20 protein-coding genes and 1 riboswitch are annotated in these 23,272 nt (G+C 66.2%); of the genes, 8 read left to right on the forward strand and 12 right to left on the reverse strand.

Annotation, left to right across the window (positions count from 1 at the left end; translation table 11 throughout):
- Window positions 1-190: 190 nt before the first annotated feature.
- The 5 genes from DFR29_RS29325 to DFR29_RS19810 form a co-directional block, all read right to left on the reverse strand.
- Entirely contained in the window at window positions 191-478 is a 288-nt protein-coding gene (locus tag DFR29_RS29325; RefSeq protein WP_166654220.1) for an MbcA/ParS/Xre antitoxin family protein, read from the reverse strand.
- Between the two features lie 731 nt (window positions 479-1,209).
- A complete protein-coding gene (locus DFR29_RS19795) occupies window positions 1,210-2,193 on the reverse strand; it encodes a HEAT repeat domain-containing protein (protein ID WP_133820368.1) in 984 nt (327 codons plus the stop codon).
- A 323-nt stretch (window positions 2,194-2,516) separates the two neighbouring features.
- Entirely contained in the window at window positions 2,517-3,734 is a 1,218-nt protein-coding gene (locus tag DFR29_RS19800; protein ID WP_133820369.1) for a HEAT repeat domain-containing protein, read from the reverse strand.
- 12 nt (window positions 3,735-3,746) lie between these two features.
- The gene (locus tag DFR29_RS19805) at window positions 3,747-4,550 is read right to left on the reverse strand and encodes a hypothetical protein (protein ID WP_133820370.1); all 804 of its coding nucleotides are present in this window, start codon (window positions 4,548-4,550) and stop codon (window positions 3,747-3,749) included.
- Between the two features lie 4 nt (window positions 4,551-4,554).
- Window positions 4,555-5,124, reverse strand: coding sequence for an RNA polymerase sigma factor (locus DFR29_RS19810; RefSeq protein ID WP_133820371.1), 570 nt, complete (start codon window positions 5,122-5,124; stop codon window positions 4,555-4,557).
- Window positions 5,125-5,331: 207 nt separating this feature from the next.
- Here DFR29_RS19810 and gap point away from each other — a divergent pair, with 207 nt between their 5' ends.
- From gap to DFR29_RS19830, 4 genes are all read left to right on the forward strand, one after another.
- The gene (gene gap, locus DFR29_RS19815) at window positions 5,332-6,345 is read left to right on the forward strand and encodes a type I glyceraldehyde-3-phosphate dehydrogenase (protein ID WP_133820372.1); all 1,014 of its coding nucleotides are present in this window, start codon (window positions 5,332-5,334) and stop codon (window positions 6,343-6,345) included.
- Window positions 6,346-6,569: 224 nt separating this feature from the next.
- A complete protein-coding gene (locus DFR29_RS19820; protein WP_133820373.1) occupies window positions 6,570-7,877 on the forward strand; it encodes an APC family permease in 1,308 nt (435 codons plus the stop codon).
- 112 nt (window positions 7,878-7,989) lie between these two features.
- Window positions 7,990-8,541 (forward strand): (2Fe-2S)-binding protein, encoded by a 552-nt coding sequence (locus tag DFR29_RS19825; protein WP_133820374.1) that lies wholly within the window; start codon window positions 7,990-7,992, stop codon window positions 8,539-8,541.
- Window positions 8,538-10,784, forward strand: a complete 2,247-nt coding sequence (locus tag DFR29_RS19830) for a xanthine dehydrogenase family protein molybdopterin-binding subunit (RefSeq protein WP_133820375.1) — start codon at window positions 8,538-8,540, stop codon at window positions 10,782-10,784. The genes DFR29_RS19825 and DFR29_RS19830 overlap by 4 nt, the downstream gene beginning before the upstream one ends.
- Window positions 10,785-10,900: 116 nt before the next feature.
- On the opposite strand, the gene DFR29_RS19835 is transcribed toward DFR29_RS19830, so the two are convergent.
- Genes DFR29_RS19835 through metX form a run of 3 tightly spaced genes read right to left on the reverse strand, consistent with a single transcriptional unit; the run spans window position 10,901 to window position 14,226 of the window.
- The gene (locus DFR29_RS19835) at window positions 10,901-11,995 is read right to left on the reverse strand and encodes a homoserine dehydrogenase family protein (RefSeq protein WP_133820376.1); all 1,095 of its coding nucleotides are present in this window, start codon (window positions 11,993-11,995) and stop codon (window positions 10,901-10,903) included.
- Window positions 11,992-13,179: a cystathionine gamma-synthase gene (gene metB, locus DFR29_RS19840; RefSeq protein WP_133820377.1), complete on the reverse strand. Its 1,188-nt coding sequence runs from the start codon at window positions 13,177-13,179 to the stop codon at window positions 11,992-11,994. Before metB ends, DFR29_RS19835 begins: the two co-directional genes overlap by 4 nt.
- 18 nt (window positions 13,180-13,197) lie before the next feature.
- Complete coding sequence (gene metX / locus DFR29_RS19845; RefSeq protein ID WP_133820378.1) at window positions 13,198-14,226, reverse strand: homoserine O-succinyltransferase MetX; 1,029 nt, start codon at window positions 14,224-14,226, stop codon at window positions 13,198-13,200.
- Window positions 14,227-14,309: 83 nt separating this feature from the next.
- A riboswitch (SAM riboswitch) is annotated at window positions 14,310-14,423 on the reverse strand.
- Window positions 14,424-14,632: 209 nt separating this feature from the next.
- Between metX and DFR29_RS19850 the strand changes: the two genes are divergently transcribed.
- The 4 genes from DFR29_RS19850 (at window position 14,633) to DFR29_RS19865 (ending at window position 18,583) form a co-directional block, all read left to right on the forward strand.
- Window positions 14,633-15,541 (forward strand): peptidoglycan DD-metalloendopeptidase family protein, encoded by a 909-nt coding sequence (locus DFR29_RS19850; RefSeq protein ID WP_166654221.1) that lies wholly within the window; start codon window positions 14,633-14,635, stop codon window positions 15,539-15,541.
- Between the two features lie 28 nt (window positions 15,542-15,569).
- Window positions 15,570-15,899: a tetratricopeptide repeat protein gene (locus DFR29_RS19855; RefSeq protein WP_133820380.1), complete on the forward strand. Its 330-nt coding sequence runs from the start codon at window positions 15,570-15,572 to the stop codon at window positions 15,897-15,899.
- Between the two features lie 143 nt (window positions 15,900-16,042).
- Window positions 16,043-16,888 carry an ankyrin repeat domain-containing protein gene (locus DFR29_RS19860; RefSeq protein WP_208113661.1) on the forward strand — a complete coding sequence of 282 codons (846 nt, stop codon included), beginning with the start codon at window positions 16,043-16,045 and terminating at the stop codon, window positions 16,886-16,888.
- A 93-nt stretch (window positions 16,889-16,981) separates the two neighbouring features.
- A complete protein-coding gene (locus tag DFR29_RS19865) occupies window positions 16,982-18,583 on the forward strand; it encodes a peptide chain release factor 3 (RefSeq protein WP_133820381.1) in 1,602 nt (533 codons plus the stop codon).
- 61 nt (window positions 18,584-18,644) lie between these two features.
- Here DFR29_RS19865 and DFR29_RS19870 read toward each other — a convergent pair whose 3' ends face one another.
- The 4 genes from DFR29_RS19870 to DFR29_RS19885 form a co-directional block, all read right to left on the reverse strand.
- On the reverse strand, window positions 18,645-19,190 hold the full coding sequence (locus tag DFR29_RS19870) for a hypothetical protein (RefSeq protein WP_133820382.1): 546 nt from the start codon (window positions 19,188-19,190) through the stop codon (window positions 18,645-18,647).
- Window positions 19,183-19,737 (reverse strand): RNA polymerase sigma factor, encoded by a 555-nt coding sequence (locus DFR29_RS19875; RefSeq protein ID WP_166654222.1) that lies wholly within the window; start codon window positions 19,735-19,737, stop codon window positions 19,183-19,185. Before DFR29_RS19875 ends, DFR29_RS19870 begins: the two co-directional genes overlap by 8 nt.
- Before the next feature lie 84 nt (window positions 19,738-19,821).
- Entirely contained in the window at window positions 19,822-20,253 is a 432-nt protein-coding gene (locus DFR29_RS19880) for a CBS domain-containing protein (RefSeq protein ID WP_133820384.1), read from the reverse strand.
- 135 nt (window positions 20,254-20,388) lie between these two features.
- A complete protein-coding gene (locus DFR29_RS19885; protein ID WP_133820385.1) occupies window positions 20,389-23,064 on the reverse strand; it encodes a beta propeller repeat protein in 2,676 nt (891 codons plus the stop codon).
- Window positions 23,065-23,272 lie beyond the last annotated feature (208 nt).

Here is a 23,272-nt window from a genome sequence, read left to right on the forward strand (position 1 = left end):
ACTGGGGACTACAGGGTTCTGGCGGGGCGGCGGGTATCGCCATGGCGACGCCGCAATTCGCCTGCGGCTCATCGCACCCTGCCAAGACCACTACGAGGGCACCACAAAGGCTTCCTGCGAACGCGTGCCGAGCCTCGCGCAGGGTTGGTGCATGAGCGCAGCGAATTGCATCGCCTGCGCTGCGCCCCAATCAGTAGACGCCGTGCTCCAGCCGCATCAGTTCGTTCACCACGGCTTCGCGGTCGCCGACCATCAATACCTCCAGCGGCGAACGCTGGTTCAGATGGTGGTTGCGCGAGGAAAACCAGGCCGCCGCGATGACACTGTTGCCAAGCACGTGGGTGCCGAGCTGGACCAGGCTGTCGTCGACGATGCGCAAGGTTTCGTACAGGCCCAGGGCGCGGCGCGCGAACGCTTCTTGCGCCGCCTGCAGCTCGCCACGGGCAGCACGGGCCTGGCGCGCGAGGTCGGCCAGCACGGCATTGTTGGACTGGTGTGCCGGAACGTTGAACGCGTTCGGTGGAGTGGCCGGGCGGCCAAGACTCGGATTCGGAGTTACCGGTGCCCGCGCCGTCGGCGCTGCGGGCGGCAGGGGTGCGCGCGGTTGCTGCGCAGCGGGTTGGGCCGGAGCAGCCGGAGCACGCGGCGGCGGAGCAGCCGGAGGACGCGGACTCGTTGCGGCAGGCGCCGGTGCGGACTCGGGCAGGCTCGAAGGCCAGTTCATCCACGTCGAACGCTGAGTCGACATATCGCCTCCAGACAGGGCCAAACAAACCAGCCTGCACGCGGGTGAGCGTCCGGGCCAGCCACCGATGATTGCTGCGGTCAGCCCCTGCCCGACCTTCACTTCCGTACCGCGCCGCGAGCTTAGCACCGCAACGGCTACGAAGGCGTGCCCACGATAGCGTTTCCTTTTGCCGCCCAACTGCGTTGTGGCGCACGAACCGGACGCAAGCGGACAAGCGGCCAGATTTGGGCGGCGGACGCGAGCCTTGGCATCCGCGCTTCGGCCCTGTCGTGTCCGCCAGCTACGGCGGGGGAGCGCGATGGTCCTGCCCTGGAGAAACTCCGAACACGTCGGATTTTGCCGCCTGCGTGAGCCGGAGGCGGCCAAGCCCCTGCGATGCAAGGGCTTGGCGGGGTTGCGAAGACAGGCAGCCGGCTACAAGAGCCGTTCACTCGACACTTGCTCAGACTTAACTTGCCACTTCAGTTCAGTACCTGGTCGAGAAAGGCCAGCGCCTCGTCCGAGCCCGACTGGCCCAGCCAGAACAAGGCTTTCTGCTTCACATCGCGGGGATAGTGGCCGCGCAGAACCTCGATCAGGGCCTGGTCGCCGGCTTTGTCGGGCAGTTGCGACAGGGCAAATACCGCCTGCTCGCGCACGTCGGCTTCCTGCTCCTTGTCGAGCAGGCCAAGAATGTCCTTGCCCGCACGCGAATCTTTCATCTGGGCCATCCAGAACATGGCCTGGCTGCGCACTTCGCCGGCGCGGTCATTGCGTGCACTGGCCAGCAGCTTGGGGTAGGTGTCGAATTCCTCGGCCTGGGACAGCACGAACAAGGCGTGGCGGCGAATATCTTCGTCGGCGTCGTCGCGGGCAAAGCCTTCGACCGCGGCCACGCCCTGGGCGCCGCGTGCCTGGCCCAGCCAGAACAATGCCGTTTCGCGGCGTTTTTCCGGCTGGCCGGCTGCGGCCAGGCGCAGCAGCGCCTGCTGCGCGGCGCTGTCGGCATGGAAGGCCAGGGCCATCACGGTTTCGTCGCCGATGTGTTTGGCGTCGCTGCCGCCGGCGACCTGGCGTTCCAGCCAGGCGACGCTGTCAGCTGCAGCCACGGCAGGCAGCGGGCGCAAGACCTGTCGCGTATTCACCGGACAGGTGGCCGCGTAGGCGCGGATCTTGTCGACCTTGCCGTGGCTGACATGGGCATACACGGTGAGTTGGTCGGTCGATGCCGGCTTGGCCTGGGAATTCCGGGAGCCGACGCTGACGCTCCAGTTGCCACCGTCGAGATCGCAGCCAATGCGGTCGACGCCGCCGCGGTTGAGGTCATAGCAGCAGGGTTCGCCGGCATCCGCGACTTTGCTCACTTGCCAGCTGGTCCAGCCGTCGCTGCCGGCGATCTGGCTGGCGAGGTCGGCGGCGTTGGCCTGGGGAATCCACAACAGCAGGATGGCGAGGAATTTACGCATGGGAGTTCTCCATAATGGGATTTTCTGGGCGCGGAAAAGCGCGCCGGCGGAAACGCTTGCGGTATGCGATGACGGTGAATAGACCGGAGCACGCTTGCTGTGCGCCGGTTGAGTCGGGCGCGATTCATGCGGGCGAAAAAATGTCAGCTGGGGTTTGCGGGAAGCCCTGCCCCTTCACCCAAACCCGCTCCCCGAGCGAGCTTTAGGGAGAGGGCTTTTGCGCCTGAGACATTTCATCCGCATCGCACGTTGGCCCAGAGGACTGTTGGCTGAACCGGCAATTCACTCGAATCGCGCATTCAGCAGTAGGCTGCAGGCTGGAACTAGTTCAGCTCCTGCTCGATGATCTCGATTGCCGCGTCGTCGCCCAGGGTGGTGAGCATGCGCAGGATCTGCTGCTTTTCTTCCTTGGTCTTGGCGCTTTTGTACAAGGCCGTCATGGCCTTGGCGTCATCGGCAATGAGCAGGCCATGCAGGATGGCGTCGCGTTCTTCGCGGTTGCCGGCGCGGGGATAGGCGGCTACGAGGGCATCGCTGGCCCGCTTGCCGCCGCCGATGCCGATGGCGCGATACGCCTCCAGGCGCGCGGCCGGGTTCAGATTGCCGGCCAGCAGCTGCACGATGGCGTCGACGTCACCGGCCACGCCCAGCGACTGGATGATCTTGCTCTGCAGTTCCGGCTCTTTCACGCTGGGCAGCAATTGCTTCAGTTCGGCAGTCGCATCCATCGCGCCAAGCAGCTGGATCGCATCGCCGCGCAGTTTCGCGTCGGTTTCGTCGCGCGCCGCAGCGAAAACCAGATCCTTGCGGTCGGCCACCAGCCAGGCCTGCAGTACCTGGCGCTTTTCCTCGGGCCCGGCAGATTTGTAGAGCGTGGATAGTTCGTTCACCGCCTTGTCGTCGCCGCTGATGCCGAGCATGCGGATGGCCTCACCGCGCAGAGCCGGATCGCCGTTGCGCGCCACGCCGATAAGCACGTCCATGGCCTGCTCGGACTCGAGCTGGCTGAGCACGAACAAGGCACGCCGCTTGACCTTTTCCGGCTGCTTGCCGGCCAGCACTTTCTGCAGCAGCGGCAAGGCGCGCTCGGGCGGCGCGTGCATCAGTCCTTCGACGGCGATCTCGGCCAGCTCGCGGTCGTCGGCGGATTTTTCCGTCGTGTCGGAAGCCACTTCGTCCTGGCGCAGCAGCTTCTCGGATTCGGCCACCCAGCGACTCTGCGGATACTTCTCGCGCAGACGATCGATCGTGCGCTTGGCCTCACCCGTGCGCTTGGCCTGGACCAGTACATAGGCCTGCCAGAAAATGGCCGTATCGACGTTGGAATCGCCGCCCGCTGCCATGCGTTCTTCCAGGCGGCGGAAGCGTTCCAGCGCCTGCGCCCAGTCCTTGCGCGACATGGCTTCCTGGCCCTGGGTATACAGCTGCTGCAATTCCTTGTCGGCGCTCTTGACTTCGGCGCCGGCCGGCACAGCGAGGACCAGCGGTGCGGCCGCAGCCAGCAACAGGCCCAGCGCAATGGAAAGAATGGACTTGTTCATGAATGGACTCCGTCAGATCGAGGTGGAGCGCGGCGCTTCGATACGCGCCTGGGTCGCCCGCAATTGGAACAGCACATCAGATTTGTCGACGTAGTCGCGCAAACCCTCAGAACCTTGGATGGGATCTGAGCCCGGCGGGTTAGCCAGTTCGATCAACAAAGGTTCGAGTTGCTGCAGAAAATTCGCCAGGCGCGCATTGCCGGCGCGCGTCGCCGCCTGGGCGTACAGGCGATTCGAGTCGATCAGGCCAGCGGCCAGTTCGCGGTTGCCGGCCAGCAGATCGGCGTTGTCGCTGTTGACCGCCGTCAGTACCACCCCTTCGGTCTCGCGCAGGTGCGCAGCGACATAGGCATCGAGCACGCGGGCGGAAAGCTTGCCCGCATCGACGGCGGCGACCGGTGGCGACGATGGCTGCGACGGCAGCGGCACAGGCTGACGGCCGGCCAGAAAGCCGATGCCCAGCGCCGCCACCAGTGCCAGTGCCGTCGCCGTATAGCGCAGCAGGCCGCGGCGGCCCGCCTGCGCATCGCGCTGGCGCCCGGCACCGGTACTGCGCACATGTGCTGCGGCTTCCCGACCGGCCGTTTCTGCCACCAGCCGCGTATCGAAGCCTTGCCACAGGCGCTGCTCGAATGCCGCATCGGGCACAGGCAGCGGCTGTGCATCGACCGCATCCAGGGTTGCGCACAGTGCCGCATAGCGGGCACGCAGCGCGGCGGAGTCGTGCAGTGCCTGGGCAATGGCAGCCAAGGCGGCGGCATCCAGGCCGTCGCGGTAGTGATAGAGGATCAGGTCGCTGTCGCGAATCGTATCCATGGTCTTACCTCAGCGGTTCCAGCGCGCTGCGCAGCTTGCGCACCGCACGGAAAATGGCCTGTTTGCAGGCCGAGACATTGATGGACAGCACGCTGCAGATCTCCTCCAGCGACTGGCCTTCGTGATGGCGCAGCACGAAGGCGCTGCGTTCCAGATGAGTCATGCGGTCGAGCTGGGTCTGTACCTGGCTGCCGATTTCGCCGCCGGCGGCGAGCTGTTCCGGGCCGGGCAGTTCGTCGGCACGGGTCGCCAGGAAATCCTCGCGCTCGTCGTCGTCGGGCACGGCGTCGGCCATGGTCTGCTCGCGTCCGCTGCGCCGGCGCAGCTGCTCCAACGCGGCGTTTACCGTGATGCGGTGCAGCCAGGTCTTGAAATTGGCCCGGCCGTCGAAGTCGCGCAGGTGGCGCCAGGCGTTGAACAAGGCCTCCTGTACGGCGTCCTCGGCCAGGGCGGCATCGCGCGTGATGCGCGCGGCCACGGCGTACAGCGGCCTGGTCTCGGCCTCGACCAGGCGCCGGAACGCGGCGCGATCTCCATTGCGGGCAAGGACTACCCGTTCGTCTTCGACTGTCATGGACGCATGGATGCAGCTGCCGCGGATTCGGTTAGCAAGGCCGTAAGGTAGCGTGCTGCGCCGGCCACCGGCTGGCAGTGGCCGGCCATGGCGCCCTGTCGGGGCACGCCGCGGCGCATATTCCCGGCAGTCGTGCGCGGCGATTGCTACAATCCTGCGCCTTTTCTGTCATCTCCCTGTCCCCACCACCCTTTAGGAGCCCTCACCATGGCGGTGAAAGTTGCCATCAACGGCTATGGCCGTATCGGCCGTAATGTCCTGCGTGCCCTGTACGAAGCCGGCCGCAATCACGAAATCCAGATCGTCGCGATCAACGACCTGGGCGATGCCGAGACCAATGCGCACCTGACCCGCTACGACACGGCCCACGGCAAATTCCCGTTCGAGGTGGCCGTCGACGGCAGCGAGCTCGTGGTCAAGGGCGATCGCATCAAGGTATTCGCCGAGCGCGATCCGGCCAAGCTGCCCTGGGGCGAGCTGGGCATCGATGTGGTGCTGGAATGCACCGGCCTGTTCACCAGCAAGGCCAAGGCCGGTGCGCATATCGCCGGCGGCGCCAAGAAGGTGATCATCTCGGCCCCGGGCGGCAACGATGTCGACGGCACCTTCGTCTTCGGCGTCAACCACGACCAGCTCAAGGCCTCGCACCAGGTCATCTCGAATGCCTCGTGCACCACCAATTGCCTGGCGCCGCTGGCCAAGGTGCTGCACGAGAAGATCGGCATCGAGCACGGCCTGATGACGACCATCCATGCCTATACCAACGACCAGGTGCTGACCGACGTCTATCACTCGGACCTGCGCCGCGCGCGCTCGGCCACCCAGTCGCAGATTCCGACCAAGACCGGCGCCGCCGCCGCAGTCGGCCTGGTATTGCCGGAGCTCAACGGCAAGCTCGATGGCTTTGCCATGCGCGTACCGACCATCAATGTGTCGGTCGTCGACCTGACCTTCGTGGCCAAGCGCGCCACGACCAATGCCGAGATCGACCAGATCGTCAAGGAAGCTTCTGAAGGCGCGCTCAAGAACATTCTCGGCTTCAACAAGGCGCCGCTGGTCTCGGTCGACTTCAACCACGATGCACGCTCGTCGGTCTACGACGCGACCCTGACCAAGGTCATGGGCGGCACCCTGGTGAAGGTCTGCTCCTGGTACGACAACGAGTGGGGTTTCTCCAACCGCATGCTGGACATGACCCTGGCCCTGGTGGCCGCGAAGTAACATCGCCAGCGCGGCCGCGCAGCCGGCGCCCTCGGGCGATCGGCCGCGCGGCCTCATGCGTTTGCAGCAGCCTGTTGCGGCATGACCGGTCCGGTCTGCCGCGCAACGGCAAAGCGGTGCTGGCGTCCTGCCGCCGCGCCGGACTATCGAAACAACTCACCCTCATTGCCAAGGCAGGCGCCGCTCCCCCATCCTCGCCGCTCCGCGCCAGGGCGACGAACTTCATGAGCGAAAGCAACACTCCCGGTTATGCCCGCCGCCTCGGCGTACTCGACGCCACCATGGTGGTAGTCGGCGGCATCATCGGCTCGGGCATCTTTCTCAATCCCTCTATCGTCGCGCAGCGTACCGGCTCGTCCGGCATGACCCTGCTGGCCTGGGCCCTGGGCGGCCTGTTCGCCCTGGCCGGTGCCTTCATCTATGCGGAACTCGGCGCGCGCCGGCCCCAGGCCGGCGGCGGCTATGTCTACCTGCGCGAATCCTATGGCGCGCTGATCGCGTTCCTGTTCGGCTGGATCATGCTGCTGGTAAACTACTCCGGCTCGATCGCCGCCGTGGCGAATACGTTTTCCATCTACGCCTGCCGCGTGCTTGGCCTGCCCGACAACGTGGTCAAGCCGCTCGCCGTCGGCGCCATCCTGCTGCTGGCCGGCATCAATTTCTTCGGCATCCGCGCCGGGGCGCTGGTGCAGAACCTGGCCACTACGCTGAAACTGCTCGCGGTGATCGCGGTTGTCGTGGCCGGCCTGGCCTTCAGCGGCGTCGCCGCGGAAACGCCGAACGTGCCGACCAGCGCCAGCAGCCTGGGCAGCGCCATGTTGCCGGTGCTGTTTGCCTACAGCGGCTGGTTTTATATCAACAACATCGCCGGCGAGATCCGCGAGCCGCAACGCAATATCCCGCGCGCGCTGGTACTGGGCATGCTCACCTGCACGGCCTGTTATCTGCTGGCCAACTACGCCTACCTGCATGTACTCGGCCAGGCCGGGCTGGCAGCGAGCAAGGCACCGGCGGCGGAACTGATGCAAGGTGCGTTCGGCTCCACCGGCGCCCTGCTGATCGGCGCCGGCATTGCGATTTCCACTTTCGGCTTCTGCAACATCGCCATCCTCGGCGGCGCGCGCGTATTCCAGGTGATGGGTGCCGACGGCGTGTTCTTCCGCGCTGCCGCGCATCTGCACCCGAAGTACCGCAGCCCGGACGTGGCCCTGGGCGTGCTGGCACTGTGGTCGGCTGTGCTGGTGCTCAGCGGCAGTTATTCGCAGCTGCTCGACTACGCCACCATCGGCGACTGGATCGGCAGCGCCATGGTCGCCGCAACGCTGTTCTACTACCGCCGCCACGAAGGCAGCAGCAACGTTTTCCGCGCTCCGCTGTTCCCGCTGCTGCCGCTGCTGTTCATTGCTGCAGTCGCTTACGTGGTGGTGTCCAGCGCGATTGCACAGCCACGGGAGTCGCTGATCGGGCTGTTCATCATCGTGGCCGGTGTGCCGGCCTTCTACGCCTGGCGCGCGTTCTACCGCCGGCGCTGACGCCCTGGCGCTGCGCCATACGCCATCGCTGCTGCGACCGGCCGTACCGCCGCGCCCCTGTTCGCTCCCGCCGCCTGCTGCGACAATCGCCGCCTGTACTGCGGAGAGCTACATGCCCCAACCGAATGCCAAGACCGACCAGGAAGCTGCCGCGCCCGCCGCGGTGGCGACCAAGCCGGGCGCTATCGAACTGACGATCAACGGCGAGCTCTTCCTTCACACCGGCGCGCCGGATATGCCCCTGCTGTGGTATCTGCGCGACGTATTGCGCCTGACCGGCAGCAAATACGGCTGCGGTGTCGGTCAATGCGGCGCCTGCACCGTGCATGTCGAGGGCAAGGCGCAGCGCTCCTGCCTGCTGCCGGTCAGCGCGCTGGCCGGCCAGTCCATCACCACCATCGAAGGCATAGGCGCGGCCGACGACCTGCACGCGGTACAGCAGGCCTGGATGGAAGAAGACGTGCCGCAATGCGGCTACTGCCAGGCCGGCCAGATCATGGCTGCGGTAGACCTGCTCAAGCGCAAGGCCCAGCCCAGCGACGCCGACATTGCCCAGCTGACGAACATCTGCCGCTGTGGCACCTATCCGCGCATCCGCAAGGCGGTCAGGCGTGCCGCCCAATTGCTGGCGACCAGCACCAATCCTGCCGGAGCGAAGTCGTGAGCGGCATCAACCGGCGCCAGTTCATCAGCGTGATGCTGTCGGCCGGCGGTGCGCTGATCGTCGGCATGCGTGCGGCCGGCGCGGCCTTCAAGCCAACCGTACCCATCGACATGCTGGGCGAGCCGCTGACTTCGCTCGGCGCGTTCGTGCGCATCGAACGCAACAACCGCATCGTCATCGGCGCGCGCGGCTGCGAAATCGGCCAGGGCGTGATGACTTCGCTACCGATGCTGATCGCCGAAGAACTCGATGCCGACTGGGCCCGGGTGCGCGTCGAACAATTGCCGTACGGCTACGAAATCGGTCCGGACGGCCCGACCAACCGCTACGGCGCCCAGGGCGCCGGCGGCAGCACCAGTATTCCCGACGGCTGGAAAGACCTGCGCCAGGTCGGCGCAGTGGCGCGCTGGCTGCTGCTGGAAGCGGCGGCACAGCATTGGCAGTTGCCGCAAGACCGGCTCAAGACCGAATCCAGCCATGTGCTGCACCCGGACGGCACCCGCATGCCCTACGCGGAGCTGGTCGAACGCGCCGCCGCCATCCTGCCGCCGGCCGAGGCAGTAGCACTGAAGACACCGGAGCAGTACCGCGTCATCGGCAAGCCGGCCCGGACCGTCGACGCACTGGCCATCGTCACCGGCAAGGCGGCCTTCGGCATCGACAGCTACATGGGTGGCGCGCTGACGGCCGTGATGCTGCGCTGTCCCTATCTGGATGGCAGTGTCGACAGCATCGACGACAGCGATACCCGCAAGATCGCCGGCGTGCGCGATGTATTCGCACTGCCCGGCCCGGTACTGGGTTCGTCGCTGGATACCAACCTCGCCGCCGGCGTGGTGGTGCTGGCCGACAATACCTGGGCCGCGCTCAAGGGCCGCGCTGCACTCAAGGTCAGCTGGAAGCAAGGCCCATGGGCCGAGGAATCCAGCGCGAAGCTGGAAGCGCAGGCAACCGAGGCGCTGAAGGGCGCCGGCATTGCCGTACGCGTCGAAGGCGATCTGGACAAGGCGCGCAAGGCGGCCAAGCGCACCCTGGAAGCGAAATACCAGGTGCCCTTCCTGGCCCATGCGACGATGGAACCGCCGCATGCGCTGATCAAGATCGAACCCGATCGCGCGCTGTTCATCGGTGCACTGCAAAGCCCCAGCGGCGCCTCGCGCGTGATCGCCGACCTGACCGGCCTGGCGCGGGAGAAAATCGAGATCCGCATGACCCGCGCCGGCGGCGGCTTCGGCCGGCGTCTGAAGAACGACTACGTCGCCGAAGCGGTGATGATCGCGAAGAAGGCCGGTGCGCCGGTCAAGCTCATGTGGTCGCGCGACGACGACCTGCGCCACGATTTCTACCGCCCGTTCGGCGTGCACCAGCTCACCGCGACACTGGACAAGAAGAACCAGCTCACCGGCTTTGGCCATCTGTGCGCCGCCACGCCGGTGAACTACCGCAATGCCGGCATGAAGGACGAGGCTGCCGGTATCGGCTGCCTGGAGCCCGACGACTTTCCCGCCGGCCTGCTGCCCAACCTGGACAAGCGCTTCTTCGCGCTGGAATCGGGCATGCCGCGCGGCTGGTGGCGTGCCCCGCTGCACACTTTCCACGCATTTGCGGTGCAGAGCTTCATCGACGAAATCGCCGTGGAAACCAAGCAGGACGCCGTCGCCCTGCGCCTGGCCCTGCTCGGCGAAGCGCGCGAGCTGGACTACAAGGGCCATGGCGGTCCGAAGTTCGATACCGGCCGCCTGGCCGCGGTACTGACCCGCTGCGCCGAAGCGATCGACTGGAAGCGCAAGCGCAGCGACGGACGCGGCGTCGGCATCGCCTGTCATTTCACCTTCGGCGGCTACGCCGCGCACGCTTTCGAAGTGTCGGTGGACGGGCGCGATCTGCGCATCCACCGCGCCATCTGCGTGATCGACGTAGGCCGCGTGGTCAATCCGCTCGGCGTCGACGCCATGATGATGGGCGGCACCATCGACGGCATTTCCACCGCACTGAACCTCGCCATCACGGTGAAGGAGGGCCAGGTGGTGCAAGGCAGCTTCGGCGACTACGCCGTCGGCCGCATGGCGCAGATGCCGCACGAGGTCGAGGTGATCCAGATCGCCAGCGAGAAAGAGCCGGCAGGCGCTGGCGAAATGGGCATTCCCAGTGTCGCCCCGGCCCTCGCCAATGCGATCTACGCCGCAACTACCGTGCGCGTGCGCAGGCTGCCGATACTGCCCGAGCTGAACCGGCTGCTGTAAACGCCGCCACCAGCAGCGCAATTGCGGCAGATTGCATTTCTATCGTCTGCCGCATGTAGAAAACGATGCTGCGCGGCGCCCCAGAGGAGAGCGACGCGCAGCACCGCCCAGGGGGCTCAGGAAATCAGTTCCAGGGCATCGCCAAGCAGGGCTTGAGCCGTGACGTCAGCGCCCGCGCCGGGCCCGACCACCACCAGCGGCCGGTCGCGATAGCGTTCGGAAGTGAAGGCAAACAGGTTGTCGGCGCCGCGCAAGGCAGCGCAGGGGTGATCGGCAGCCACCGCACGCAGGCCGACGCGAGCACTGCCGTCCTCGCCCAGCGAGGCCAGATAGCGCAGCACGCGGCCCTGTGCCGCGGCTTCGCGGAAGCGGTGTTCGATGAAGGTGTCGATTTCGCCCAGGCGGCTGAGAAATTCGTCGCTGTCCAGGCGTGCCAGGTGCGCCGGGACCAGACCTTCGACAACGACGTCGGACTCCTCCAGCTCGATGCCGGCACTGCGCGCGAGGATCAGCAGCTTGCGTGCGACATCGGCACCGGACAGGTCGGCACGCGGGTCCGGCTCGGTATAGCCGCGCTCGCGCGCCTCGCCCAGCAGGGCCGAGAATGGCCGGCTGCCGTCGTAGTGATTGAACAGGAACGACAGGGAACCCGACAGCACGCCGTCCAGCGCAAGCAGGCGGTCACCGCTGCGACGCAGCCGGCGCAGGCTGCTCAGGGCCGGCAGGCCGGCGCCGACGGTGGCGCTGTCGCCGTATTCGCTGCCGCCGTGGCGGCGCGCGCGCTGCACTTCATGCCATTCCTGCAGGCGGCTGCCCTGGGCGATCTTGTTCGCCGTCACGACATGGATGCCCTGCGCCAGCCAGCGTGCATGGCGCCGCGCCACGGCTGCGGCCGGCGTGGCGTCGATGACGATGCGCAGCGGCTGCTCGCTCGCCAGCAGCACGGCCGCTACCGCGTCGAGGTCGCAGCCGGCCGCCTGTTCCAGCCGCGGCAGCAACTGGCCCAGCGCCAGCCCGGCCGGCTCGAACAGGCTGTGGCGCGAATTGGCCACGCCGAGCAGTTTCAGCGGCGCGCGCCGGGCGGCCGTTTCCTCGAGCAGGCGCAGCAGGGCGCCGCCGACGAGACCCGTGCCGAGAATGACGATTGCGGCAGCCGCGTCATCAGCGACGCTACGCGGCGGATGCGCTACCGCCAGGGCCAGCGCGCTCATGCACGTATCCTCTGTTTGCCCGCGTTGACGGCCAGCGCGCGCTGCAGGCCGGCGCTGACATCGGCCAGCAGGTCGACGCTGTCTTCGATGCCGACCGACAGGCGCAGCAGGTTGTCGGCGATACCCGCCGTGCGGCGCGCTTCCACCGCCATGGCCGCATGCGTCATCGAGGCCGGATGGGCGACCAGGCTTTCCACACCGCCCAGCGATTCGGCCAGGGAGAAGCAGCGCAGTCCTTCGAGGAAGGCGGCGATGCCGTCGTTGTCCGCATCCAGTTCGAAACTCAGCATGGCGCCGAAACCCGACTGTTGCCGCGCGGCCAGGGCATGGCCCGGATGATCGGCCAGGCCGGGGTAATAGACCTTGGTCACGGCTTCGTGACCGGCCAGCAGCTGCGCCAGCGCGTCGGCATTTTCCTGGTGCGCACGCAGGCGCGGGCCCAGGGTGCGCAGGCCGCGCAGGGTGAGGAAGCTGTCGAACGGCGCGCCGGTCAGGCCGATGCAATTGGCCCACCAGGTCAGCTGTTGGGCAACTGCAGCGTCCTTGGCCACGACGGCGCCGCCGACGACGTCGCTATGTCCATTGATGTACTTTGTGGTTGAGTGGACAACAATATCCGCGCCCAGCGCGATCGGCTGCTGCAGTGCCGGCGACAGGAAGGTGTTGTCGACCACGACCAGCGCGCCGGCCGCATGCGCGGCCTGGGCGACGTGACGCACGTCGGTGATGCGCAACAGCGGGTTGGACGGCGTTTCCACCCAGACCAGGGCCGGCTTGTCGGCCAGCGCTTCGGCCAGGGCCAGCGGATCGGTCAGGTTGACAAAGCGGACCTGGAAACGGCCCTTCTTCTGCCAGGCGTCGAGCAGGCGCCAGGTGCCACCGTAGCAGTCGTGCGCGGCGATCACGGTGCCGCCGGCTGGCACCAGTTCCAGCACCAGTGCGACCGCCGCCATGCCGCTGGCCGTGACCACGGCACCGGCACCCAGTTCGAGTTCCGCCAGGGCATTGCCGAGCAGGTCGCGGGTGGGGTTGCCGCTACGCGAATAGTCGTAGACACGCTTCTGGCCGAAACCGGCGAAGGTGTAGTTGGTCGACAGGTGCAGGGCCGGAACCACGGCGCCATGCTGGGTATCGGATTCGATGCCGGCACGGACGGCGCGGGTGGTGGCGGTCAGTTCGCTCATGGGGAAGAGTCCTTGCGATCAACAACAGGAAAGGGCGTTGGCAACCAGCGCGCCGACGCGCCCGGTTTCCTTCAGAAAGGCGTCGTGGCCGTAGATCGAATCGATCTCGTGATACGTGGCGCAGGCGGCAACCGCAGCCAGCTCGCGCAGGTCGGTGGTGGGAACCAGGCGGTCGCTGCTGACGGCAATGACGTCGCAGGGCACCTGCACAGCCGTCGCGTCGATGCGGTGCAGGTCGATGGATTCGGACAGGCTCAGGTAGCGCTGCGCATCGAAGCGCGCGACGAACTTGCGGCCGGCGGCGCCGAGATAGTCTTCCACCGGGAAATGGAAGCGGCCATCGCGGAATTCCGGCGCGGCGTCGAAACGCTCGGCAAATTCCTCGGCGCCGCGGTAGGTGGTCATGGCCAGCTGGCGCGCCAGGCCCAGCGCGCCGGCGATGTCGCCGCTGGCAATGCCGCCGCGGACGATTTCGCGCTGGATCGCCCGCAGCGCGGTAGCCAGCGGATGCGCGCGGTGGGCGCCGCTGATCGCGACCAGGCGGCCGATGCGCCGCGGCGCCAGCGTGGCCAGGGCCAGCCCGACCATGGCGCCGTAGGACGAACCGATATAGGCCTTGGCCTGGGCGATGCCCAGTGCGTCGAGCAGGGCAACCAGGGCCTGGGCCTGGTCTTCGCTGGACACCGAGATGCCGCCGCCCAGATCGCTCGCTGCCAGCCAGTCGATGCTGAGTACGCGATGGCAGTCCAGGTCTAGCGGCTTGCCGTTGCCGACCAGATCGTCCCACCAGCCGGCATTGCCGCCTTGGCTGCAGACATCGCGGCTGGCGGAAATGCCGCCCTGCACGATGACCGTCGGCGCGTCTGCTGCGCCGTGCCAGAAATAGCGCAGGGTGACCTTGACCGCCTCGCTGCCGTACTTGGGCTGGATGCGCACCACCGCTTCGCTGCGCGCAGGCCGCGGAATCGGCTGCAGGAACGCGGCGGACTCGTAGGCGAAGACCGTCGTGTCGAAAGCGGCGAAGGAGCTGGCGTTGGCGAGGGTCATGCGGTTCTCCGGCAGTGGTCGAGCTTCTGCGGACACCGATGACGTGGCGACAGCCGCCACCCGCGACAGGGGTGGATGGCTGCTACCCATCTCTCGGCACGGCGCTGCAAGCGCCTCCGTAGGAGTTGGCACCGTGCGGTTTCCCGTCGGTTGCCCCGGCTTCCAAGGGCCTTTCCCTCAGCCGGTCTCGATGGATCGTGGGGTGAACTGTAGTGACCACGAGGCATATCGTCAATAGACGTTTAGACGTCTAAACGGCCATATATCGAATCGACCTATGCGCACCGGCAAGCCATACGACGGCGCCGGTGCGGTATCCGGCGGCCGGTACCTACGAGCCGGAGGGGGCGAGGCCACGCCGCGGCGGCCACAGCAGCGCTGGCCCCACATACCCTACAATCCGGCGATGACCACCCCTGCCCTACGCCTGCTTGCCGCCACGCTGCTGCTGTTCGCCGCCGCGCCGCAGGCAAAGAAGATATACAAATACACAGACACTAACGGCGTCGTTCATTTCACCGACCGCAAACCCGACACCGCCCAGCCGGTGCAGGAAACCGTGGTCAAGGTCGAACAGGGCAAGATGGTGGAGCTGCGCCTGGAAGGCCACGCCGACCAACGCCAGGCGCGTGTGTTCAACAACTACGCCGGCCCGGCCGAGGTGGAGCTGAGCCTGGGCGATGCAAGCAATATCGCCACCGAGCCGCCGCTGCCGCTGACAATCACCCTGCCCGCCCGCGCCGAGCGCGTGCTGGCCAACCTGCGCCAGGCCGATACAACCCAGCCGGCACGATTGGAACTGGCCATCCGCGCCATTCCCGGCAGCCCTGGCGCGCACCACGAAGACGCCGAGTACGCCTGGCCGCTGGGCAAACACGACGCGCGTATCGACCAGGGCTTCAACGGCAGTTTCAGCCATACCGACGAGCAGTCGCGCTATGCCATGGATGCCGCAACGGCCGAAGGCACGCCGGTACTCGCCGCACGCGATGGCGTGGTGATGGAAGTGCAGGACGACTACTACGGCGCCGGCCTGGACAAGGAAAAATTCGGCGGCCGTGCCAACGTGGTGCGCGTACTGCACAGTGACGGCAGCATGGCGGTATATGCCCATCTGCGCCCGGAAAGCGTGGTGGTACAGGCCGGCCGTCATGTCTACGTCGGGCAGCAGCTCGGCGAATCGGGAAATACGGGCTTTTCCACCGGCCCGCATCTGCATTTCTGCATCCAGCTCAATGCCGGCATGAAACTGGTGTCGGTGCCGTTCCGCATGCGTGGGCCGGACGGCGGGGCGCTGGATCTCGGCGCACGCTGATCGCCGGCATGCCATTACGGATGGAGAGATGACAGGCATCGAGCAATCGCGCCTCATCATGAATTCACGCGGCTCGCTGTCCCCGGCCACGCTTATCGCCGCCGATACGCCGCTGCGGCACAGCCTTGGCTATCACCCCGACCACGGCAACACGCTGGTGCTACTGGGTTACGTGCTGACACACCAGCGCCGTTTCGGCGAAGCGGCCGCAGCCTTCGACACGGCCCACCGGGTCAAGGCGGACAGCCCCTGGCTGGAACTCAATACCGGCGAGGTGCTGGCCATGCAGGGCCGGACAGAGGAAGCCCTGGATCACTACGAAGCGGCGATCGCAGACCCGAAAAAGTGCCGCACCTGATCAAGGACTGGGCTACCGAGGAAATGTCACGCCTGCTGGCGGAAATGGGCCACGGCGCCAGGGCCGTCGCCGCCTAGGACCAACTGATCGCCTCTGGCCGCGCCAAGGCGTGGACCTTCGGCCACCACTCGCGCATCCTGCGCGTGCATCTGCTCGACACGAAACGCTCGCTGGAGATGAGCCGGCGCGCCCTCAATCTCATGGACTACGGCTGGGGGCGCGACAACCTCGGCCGCACCCTGTACCTGGCCTGGGCCGAGGCACTGATCGTCGACAAGGACACGGCCAAGGCGGAAGCACTGTACGCCGAAGCGCAGCAGTACCTGCCCGATCTTCGCTATGTCGCCGAGGAATTCAGCGAATTTCCGCGCGCACATCCGATCTTCGAGGCGTTCAAGCGCCGGGGCTATTCGCTCAATCGCCGGGGCAGCGATCCCATCAGCACCAGCCAGTTGCTGCTCGCCGTGGAAAAGTCCAACGCCGGCGGCCTGAAGAGATTGCTCGACGCCGGCGCCGACCCCAACCTGGGATCGCACAGGGGCCGTGAGACGCCGCTGATGCGCGCGGCCAAGGCGGGCAACACCGAACTGGTGCAAGTGCTGCTGGCCGGTGGCGCCGAGCCGCGCCTACGAGATGCGGGCGGCCGCGATGCCGAAACGCTGGCGCGCGACGCCGGCCAAGAGCCTGTCGCGGCGCTGCTGGCCGAGACACGCCGCACCCACCCGTCCAGCGCCCTGGTGACGGCCGGCAAGGACAGCGAGGGCATGTCCCTGACCGGATTCCGCTATCGCCTGCTGCAGGATTACGGGCAACAGCCGTTCGGCGCGCGCAAGGGCGGCGAAGCAACGTTCAGCGGTATCGCCGACGGCAATGGCCCCGGCCGCATAACGCTGGTATTCGAACTGGGTTTCGCCCGCTCGATGAACTTCGAGCAGGCGTTCGAGGCAAATGAGCGGACCCGGGTATTCGCCATTATCGAAGACTCCTGAAGCGCTGCGCGACCGTGGACGCCCGGGCTTGCAGGTATACTTGCCGGTCGCCTGCCCCGTCCTGGGCGCAGGGCCGCATCTCAAGCCGCCATCATGTCCGAGCACCTCACCGAAACGCGGCGCCGCCGCACCTTCGCCATCATTTCGCATCCCGACGCGGGCAAGACCACGCTGACGGAAAAGCTGCTGTTGTTCGGCGGTGCCATCCAGATGGCCGGCAGCGTCAAGGGACGCAAGGCGGCACGGCATGCAACCTCGGACTGGATGGCGCTGGAAAAAGAGCGCGGCATATCGGTCACCTCGTCGGTGATGCAGTTCCCGTACGAAGGCTGCATCGTCAACCTGCTCGATACGCCAGGCCATGCGGATTTCGGCGAAGACACCTACCGCGTGCTGACCGCGGTCGACTCGGCCCTGATGGTGATCGACTGCGCCAAGGGCGTGGAAGAACGAACGATCAAGCTGATGGAAGTCTGCCGCCTGCGCGACACGCCGATCATGAGCTTCATCAACAAGCTCGACCGCGAAGGCCGCTCGCCAATCGAGCTGCTGGACGAAGTGGAATCGGTGCTGAAGATCCAGTGCGCGCCGATCACCTGGCCCATCGGCATGGGTTCGCGCCTCAAGGGCGTCTATCACCTGGTCAGCGGAGAAGTGCACCTGTACGAACCCGGACGCAATTTCACGCGCCAGGACTCGACCATCTTCGCCTCGCTGGACGACCCGCAACTGGAAGCACGCATCGGCAGCAACATGCTGCAGGAGCTGCGCGACGAGCTGGAACTGGTCGAAGGTGCCTCGCACCCGTTCGACCTGGACGAATACCTGGCCGGCCGGCTGGCGCCGGTGTTCTTCGGTTCGGCAGTGAACAATTTCGGTGTGCAGCCGCTGCTGGATTTCTTCATCGAGCACGCGCCCAGTCCCCGGCCGCGCGCGACCACGACGCGGGAAGTCGAGCCGGCGGAAGAGAAAATGTCGGGCTTCGTGTTCAAGATCCAGGCCAACATGGATCCCATGCACCGCGACCGCGTGGCCTTCATGCGTATCTGCTCGGGCCGCTTCGAGGCCGGCATGAAGTCGTTCCATGTGCGCAGCGGCAAGGAGATGAAGCTGGCCAATGCGCTGACCTTCATGGCGTCGGATCGCGAGATCGTGGCCGAGGCATATCCGGGCGACGTGATCGGCATCCACAACCACGGCACCATTTCCATCGGCGACACCTTCAGCGAAGGCGAAGCGCTGAGTTTCACCGGCATACCGAATTTCGCCCCGGAACTGTTCCGCCGCGCGCGCCTGAAAGATCCACTGAAAATGAAGCAGCTGCAGAAAGGTCTGGCGCAGCTGTCCGAAGAAGGCGCCACGCAGTTCTTCAAGCCGCTGATGTCCAACGACCTGATTCTTGGCGCCGTCGGCATATTGCAGTTCGACGTAGTCGCCTACCGACTCAAGGACGAGTACGGCGTGGAATGCGTGTTCGAGCCGATCACCGTCAGCACGGCGCGCTGGGTGCAGGTCAAGGACGCGAAGAAGCTGGAAGAGTTTCGCGACAAGGCAGCCACCCATCTGGCCATCGATGCGGCCGGGGAACTGGTCTACCTGGCGCCCAGCCGGGTCAATCTGCAGCTGACCCAGGAACGCTGGCCCGACGTGCGCTTTGCCGCCACGCGCGAGCACGCCAGCGCCGTCACCACCTGAAAAACAAAAAACCCCGCCAGAAGGCGGGGCTTTGCAGATCCGGAATCCGGTTGAGTGCGGCTCAACCGCCCGCCTGGGCACTGAACAGGCGGTCTTCCATGTCATCGTCGCTGAAGATCGCGTCGCCTGCAGACTGGTGCGCCACGCGCCGTTCCAGGCTGCCGTCGAAGATCAGGTCGCCCGCAGCCGCCGGCTGATGCGCCATCATGGCTTCGCCGACGATGGCGGGATTGTCGTGGCGCGCGATAAACAGCGCGGCGGCGGCGATGAAACTGGCAGCAACGGCACCCCATTGCCAGCCCTTTTCGCGCGTACGACGGCCGTGTGCGCCGCGGCCGGAACGTTCGCGCCCTTCGTGTACGGCAGCGCCATGGGCGAGGCCATGTGCCAGTTCGGCCGAGGCCGGCTCCAGCGCACGCAGGAAGCGGACCAGATCGGCGTGGGCGGAAGAGCCTTCCAATGCCGCCACCACTTCATTGCGCTCGTGCGGCACGATGCGGCCGTTGGCGGCGCGAAGCGCGGTATCCGCATCGACCAGGGCCCGCGCGCTTAGCGTCTGCGCCGCGGTAGCCGACTGAAAAAGCTGGGAAAGACTGGGTCTATTCATCGAATTCTCCGGCTCCAAGCTCGCGCAGACGGTCTTTCAGTTCGTCCATCCCACGCGATACCAATTTCCGCGCTGCCTCGGCCGAGGTACCGATCAGGTCGGCAATTTCCTGCAGGGCAAAGCCTTGCAGATGCAGACTGATCGGCTGGCGCCGGCGCTCCGGCAGCGCGGCGAGGCAGGCCTTAAGCTGCTCGACATGCTGACGATTCCTGGCGCGGTCCTCAGGCCCTTGGTTTCCGTCGGGAAAGGGATTGAACCCGTCCTCGGAATCCTCTGGCAGCGGCTCGGTTGCCCGGACCTGTGCCCGTCTCAGGGCGTCGATCACGGTGCTGGCAACCACTCGCTGGATATAAGACGCATGAAAGGCCGCAGACCGGTCACGCTCGATCGCACGCCATAGCCGGATGCGCACTTCCTGCTCTACATCGTCCGCATCGATGCCGTGCCGGGCCAGGCCATGGGCGGCCACCAGCGCACGCAACTTGCTGCCGTAGTCGGCCAGAAGTCGTTCCAGGCGCTCATGATTCGGGTCGTTGATGCGGCCCACGACTGTCCGGCGAAGCAGGGAAAGGGGCGCATCCTCCGCGAAAGCGCCGAGGCTGGCAATTGCTACCTCATGGCCGGACCGAATCTAACCGGCGATATAGCGCTGCAGCTGCGCCAACTCCTCGGCCTGTTCGCCGATCACGGCCTTGACCAGGTCGCCGATGGAGACTACGCCGACCACCCGCCGCTGCTCGTCGACCACGGGCAGATGACGGATGCGCCGCTGCGTGCAAAGACGCATGCAGTCTTCGATGCGATGCTCTGGGGTGACGGTCTCGACCGGCGTCGACATGATCTGCCATACCGGTGTTTCCGCCGAAGAACGGCCGAGCAGGATGACTTTGCGCGCGTAATCGCGTTCGGAAACGATGCCGACAAGCTCGCTGCCGCGCATGACCAGCAATGCACCGACATGATGGTCGGCCATGGCCTGGATCGCCTGCAGCACGGGCTGTTCGGGCTCGACCGCAAACACCTGGTCGCCCTTGCCTTGCAATAGATGTTTGACCTGACGCATGCGACCTCCGCTAGCGACCAGCCTGCGCGGCAGTCTAGCAGGCTGGCAGTGCAAGGGCTGCTGTCGTTTTTCGTTGCCGCGCCATGGCGCCTGTCGCGCCCTGTTTGCGGGTCGCGACAGGCAGCATCTGTGGGGCTACGGCGTTTCGAAGCCGTTGCCGAAGATGCGGTCGCTGATCGGGCCATGCGGCAGCGGCCAGGCCCAGGCGCCGCGTGAACGGGTGAATGCCGCCAGGGTGGTCAGACCGCGATCGACCACGAGATCCCAGATCATCGAGCGCGGCAGCCCGGCGAAATACTGCCAGTCCGGGCTGGCCGCGTTGATGTTGTCGGTGAAGTACAGGCCCCAGTCGGTGCCGACGAATACCTGGCCCGGCACATGCGGGCTGACCATGATGGCATTGGCCGGGATATTCGGCAGATTGCCGGTCTTGTCTTCCCAGGTGAACGTCGCGCAGTTCGCCGTACAGGTGACGCGGAAGACATGGCCAGGTGTAGCCGGCGTGTTTTCATTGAAGCCGGCGATGGCCGCATAGCCGACCAGCGGATTGAGCGCGTCGATCACTACGTCCTGCACCGGCCGGTTCGGCAACACGGCGTTGGCGCCGGTGACGTTCACGGCGGTGGCGTTGTTGGTGCCTGCCACGCCGAGGTTGAACAGGTACTGCACGTTGCCGTCATTGGTGCCCACGATGGCGACAGTCGGATCGGTGAAAGCGTAGGTGAGCTGGTTGATGTACGAGCGGTTGTCGGTGCCGAAGATCAGGTTGTTCTTGGTCAGGTCGCCTGTCTTGGCCTGCCAGCTCGACGTCGGCACCGCGCCGGTCAGGGTTTCCCAGACGCGCTGCGTGCCGGCCAGCATGCGGCCGCAACCGTTCACGCCGGTGGCGCAGCCGGAATTGGGTACTGCGGGATCGCCGTGCTTGTACACCTCGATCGGCATCAGGAAGCTTTTGCGATCGCTGGCCCAGCCGCTGCTGGTGGCGTTGACCGTAGTGCCGAACGGCCCGGTTGTGGAAACGCGGATATTTCCATTTTGCGACTGGTAGTACCAGCGCTGTCCGTTGAGCGGCTCGATGCGGGTATAGGTGCCGTCGCCGCTGTTGGTCGTGCGCCACATCATCACGCCGGGATTGGCGCCGAACTGCGCTGCAGAACTGCCATTGTCCTGCGCGCCGCCGCTGGCGCCGGGACTGGCCGAGGTGGCGAAGTTGGCGGTGATGTCGCCGGAGTAGAACTCGATCGTGTTCAGACTGTCGTTGATCGGCGTGATGGTCGGCGTGGTCGCCGTGGCATTGCCGCTGAAATAGATGCCGCCGTCGGAACCGATCAGCAGCTGGTCGGGATTGTTGCCGACATAGGCGCGGGCGTGATGATCGACATGGGTAGTGCCGCCGGCATAGCCGCAGCTGAGGTTATTGAACGAGGTACCACCGTCAGTGGAGCGGAACAGGTCCACGGCACTGGCGAACACCACGTTGGGGTCGGTCGGCGAAACGGTGAGCCCGGCGTCGTACCACATCTGTGTGCCGGCGTTGCCGCAACCGGCAAAACCGGAGGGGCCCGTGGTCTGGGTCCAGCTGGCGCCTGCGTCGCTGCTGCGCCAGACCGAATTGACGTTGCGCGTGGTCACGTCGGCGACCATGGCGTAGATGATCTGGCTGTTGCTCGGCGCAACAGCGAGTTCGATGCGTCCCAGCGTGGTGGTCGGCGTGCCATTGCCGGTGCCGGCAGGCCAACCGCTGTTGAGCAGGCTCCAGTCCGAATCGGCCGGACAGCCTGCGGCCGGCATGGTCGCCTTGTACACGCCATTGGCGCCGTTCTTGCCCAGGTCAGGCTGGACCGGCGTGGGATTGCCGCGCGTGCCGACGGCGGCGTACAGCGCCGTGGTCGTGCCCAGGTCGACGGCAATCAGCCCGGTCATATCCTGGCGCTGGGCCGTGGCGCCGCTGGTGAAGGCATTGGTGAAGCAGGGGCCGCTCCAGCTGCTGCCGGCGTTGTAGGAAAAATACAGGCCGGTCTTGGTGCCTACCGCCAGTGTATTGGAGTTGTTGGGATCGACAACTACCTTGCCGATCGCCTGGTACTGCGGAAAGCCGCCGGCCGAGGGCGCGTACAGCGGACCGAATTCGGTTTCGCCCAGCACGTTCCAGCTGGCGCCGGCATCGGTACTCTTGAGCAGTCCGGCCGAGCCGAACGAAAACGAGCCGTAGCGCAGATCGCCGGTACCGGCATAGACGGTGTTGTGGTTGTTCGGGTCAATGACAATGTCGCCGATCGCCGCATTCACTATGTTCGGCAGATCGGTGGTCAGGCTCCAGGTGGTGCCGGCCGAACAGCAATTGGTGGTCTTCCATACGCCGCCGCCGTCGGAACCGAGATAGGCGATGGTGGTATCGACCGGATCGACGGCGATCACGTTGACGCGGCCCGATACATGGCCGAAGCCGAACTGGCGTTCGTCCAGCGGCTGCGGGCCCAGCGAGGTGAACTGGTTCGGATCCAGCGCCAGCGGCGATTGCGACGATCGCTGGTAGGACTTGGCACCGGCAGGAACGCCGGCCTTGAGTTTCTTTTCCTGCTTGGCCGCTTCCACCAGCCACTGCTGGCGGAATTCGCCGGTCGGGTAGGCGGCGCGCTGCGCCCAGTAGTCGCCCTTGGGCGGTGTGGCGGCCTCGTGGGCTTCGTCTTCGCGCTCGCCGGGTTCGGCTGCAAGCTGGCGGGTGGATACTGTCTGACAAGCGCTGGTAGACAAGGCCGCAAGACTCAGGGCCAACCAAAGCCGGTGACGCGACAGGGACAGGACGAGCATGCGCAAACTCCGCAAATGCCGGTGGACGCACGCATCCTGCATGCCGGTCGAAGACCGCCGCCGACGAATCTTATGACCGGTCGCCACTCCCCTGCGCCGGTGCCGGGCCGCCGCGGAGACTCCGTCGACGACAACCGCGCCAGCATGCCTCAGCCCGAAGACCTGCGTCTACAGACTGATCAAATGCAGAGGCCATGCATTGCTACGG

The organism is Tahibacter aquaticus (genome assembly GCF_004363655.1).
In the GTDB taxonomy this organism is placed as follows: Bacteria; Pseudomonadota; Gammaproteobacteria; order Xanthomonadales; family Rhodanobacteraceae; genus Tahibacter; species Tahibacter aquaticus.

What these genes read in the sequence shown, in the direction of transcription:
- DFR29_RS19870 (WP_133820382.1), bottom strand. Translation starts at nt 19,190, where the DNA reads ATGAATAGACCCAGTCTTTCCCAGCTTTTTCAGTCGGCTACCGCGGCG.
- DFR29_RS19865 (WP_133820381.1), top strand. Translation starts at nt 16,982, where the DNA reads ATGTCCGAGCACCTCACCGAAACGCGGCGCCGCCGCACCTTCGCCATC.
- metB (WP_133820377.1), bottom strand. Translation starts at nt 13,179, where the DNA reads ATGAGCGAACTGACCGCCACCACCCGCGCCGTCCGTGCCGGCATCGAA.
- DFR29_RS19795 (WP_133820368.1), bottom strand. Translation starts at nt 2,193, where the DNA reads ATGCGTAAATTCCTCGCCATCCTGCTGTTGTGGATTCCCCAGGCCAAC.
- DFR29_RS19810 (WP_133820371.1), bottom strand. Translation starts at nt 5,124, where the DNA reads ATGACAGTCGAAGACGAACGGGTAGTCCTTGCCCGCAATGGAGATCGC.
- DFR29_RS19850 (WP_166654221.1), top strand. Translation starts at nt 14,633, where the DNA reads ATGACCACCCCTGCCCTACGCCTGCTTGCCGCCACGCTGCTGCTGTTC.
- gap (WP_133820372.1), top strand. Translation starts at nt 5,332, where the DNA reads ATGGCGGTGAAAGTTGCCATCAACGGCTATGGCCGTATCGGCCGTAAT.
- metX (WP_133820378.1), bottom strand. Translation starts at nt 14,226, where the DNA reads ATGACCCTCGCCAACGCCAGCTCCTTCGCCGCTTTCGACACGACGGTC.
- DFR29_RS19885 (WP_133820385.1), bottom strand. Translation starts at nt 23,064, where the DNA reads ATGCTCGTCCTGTCCCTGTCGCGTCACCGGCTTTGGTTGGCCCTGAGT.
- DFR29_RS19820 (WP_133820373.1), top strand. Translation starts at nt 6,570, where the DNA reads ATGAGCGAAAGCAACACTCCCGGTTATGCCCGCCGCCTCGGCGTACTC.
- DFR29_RS19835 (WP_133820376.1), bottom strand. Translation starts at nt 11,995, where the DNA reads ATGAGCGCGCTGGCCCTGGCGGTAGCGCATCCGCCGCGTAGCGTCGCT.
- DFR29_RS19855 (WP_133820380.1), top strand. Translation starts at nt 15,570, where the DNA reads ATGACAGGCATCGAGCAATCGCGCCTCATCATGAATTCACGCGGCTCG.
- DFR29_RS19805 (WP_133820370.1), bottom strand. Translation starts at nt 4,550, where the DNA reads ATGGATACGATTCGCGACAGCGACCTGATCCTCTATCACTACCGCGAC.
- DFR29_RS19825 (WP_133820374.1), top strand. Translation starts at nt 7,990, where the DNA reads ATGCCCCAACCGAATGCCAAGACCGACCAGGAAGCTGCCGCGCCCGCC.
- DFR29_RS19800 (WP_133820369.1), bottom strand. Translation starts at nt 3,734, where the DNA reads ATGAACAAGTCCATTCTTTCCATTGCGCTGGGCCTGTTGCTGGCTGCG.
- DFR29_RS19880 (WP_133820384.1), bottom strand. Translation starts at nt 20,253, where the DNA reads ATGCGTCAGGTCAAACATCTATTGCAAGGCAAGGGCGACCAGGTGTTT.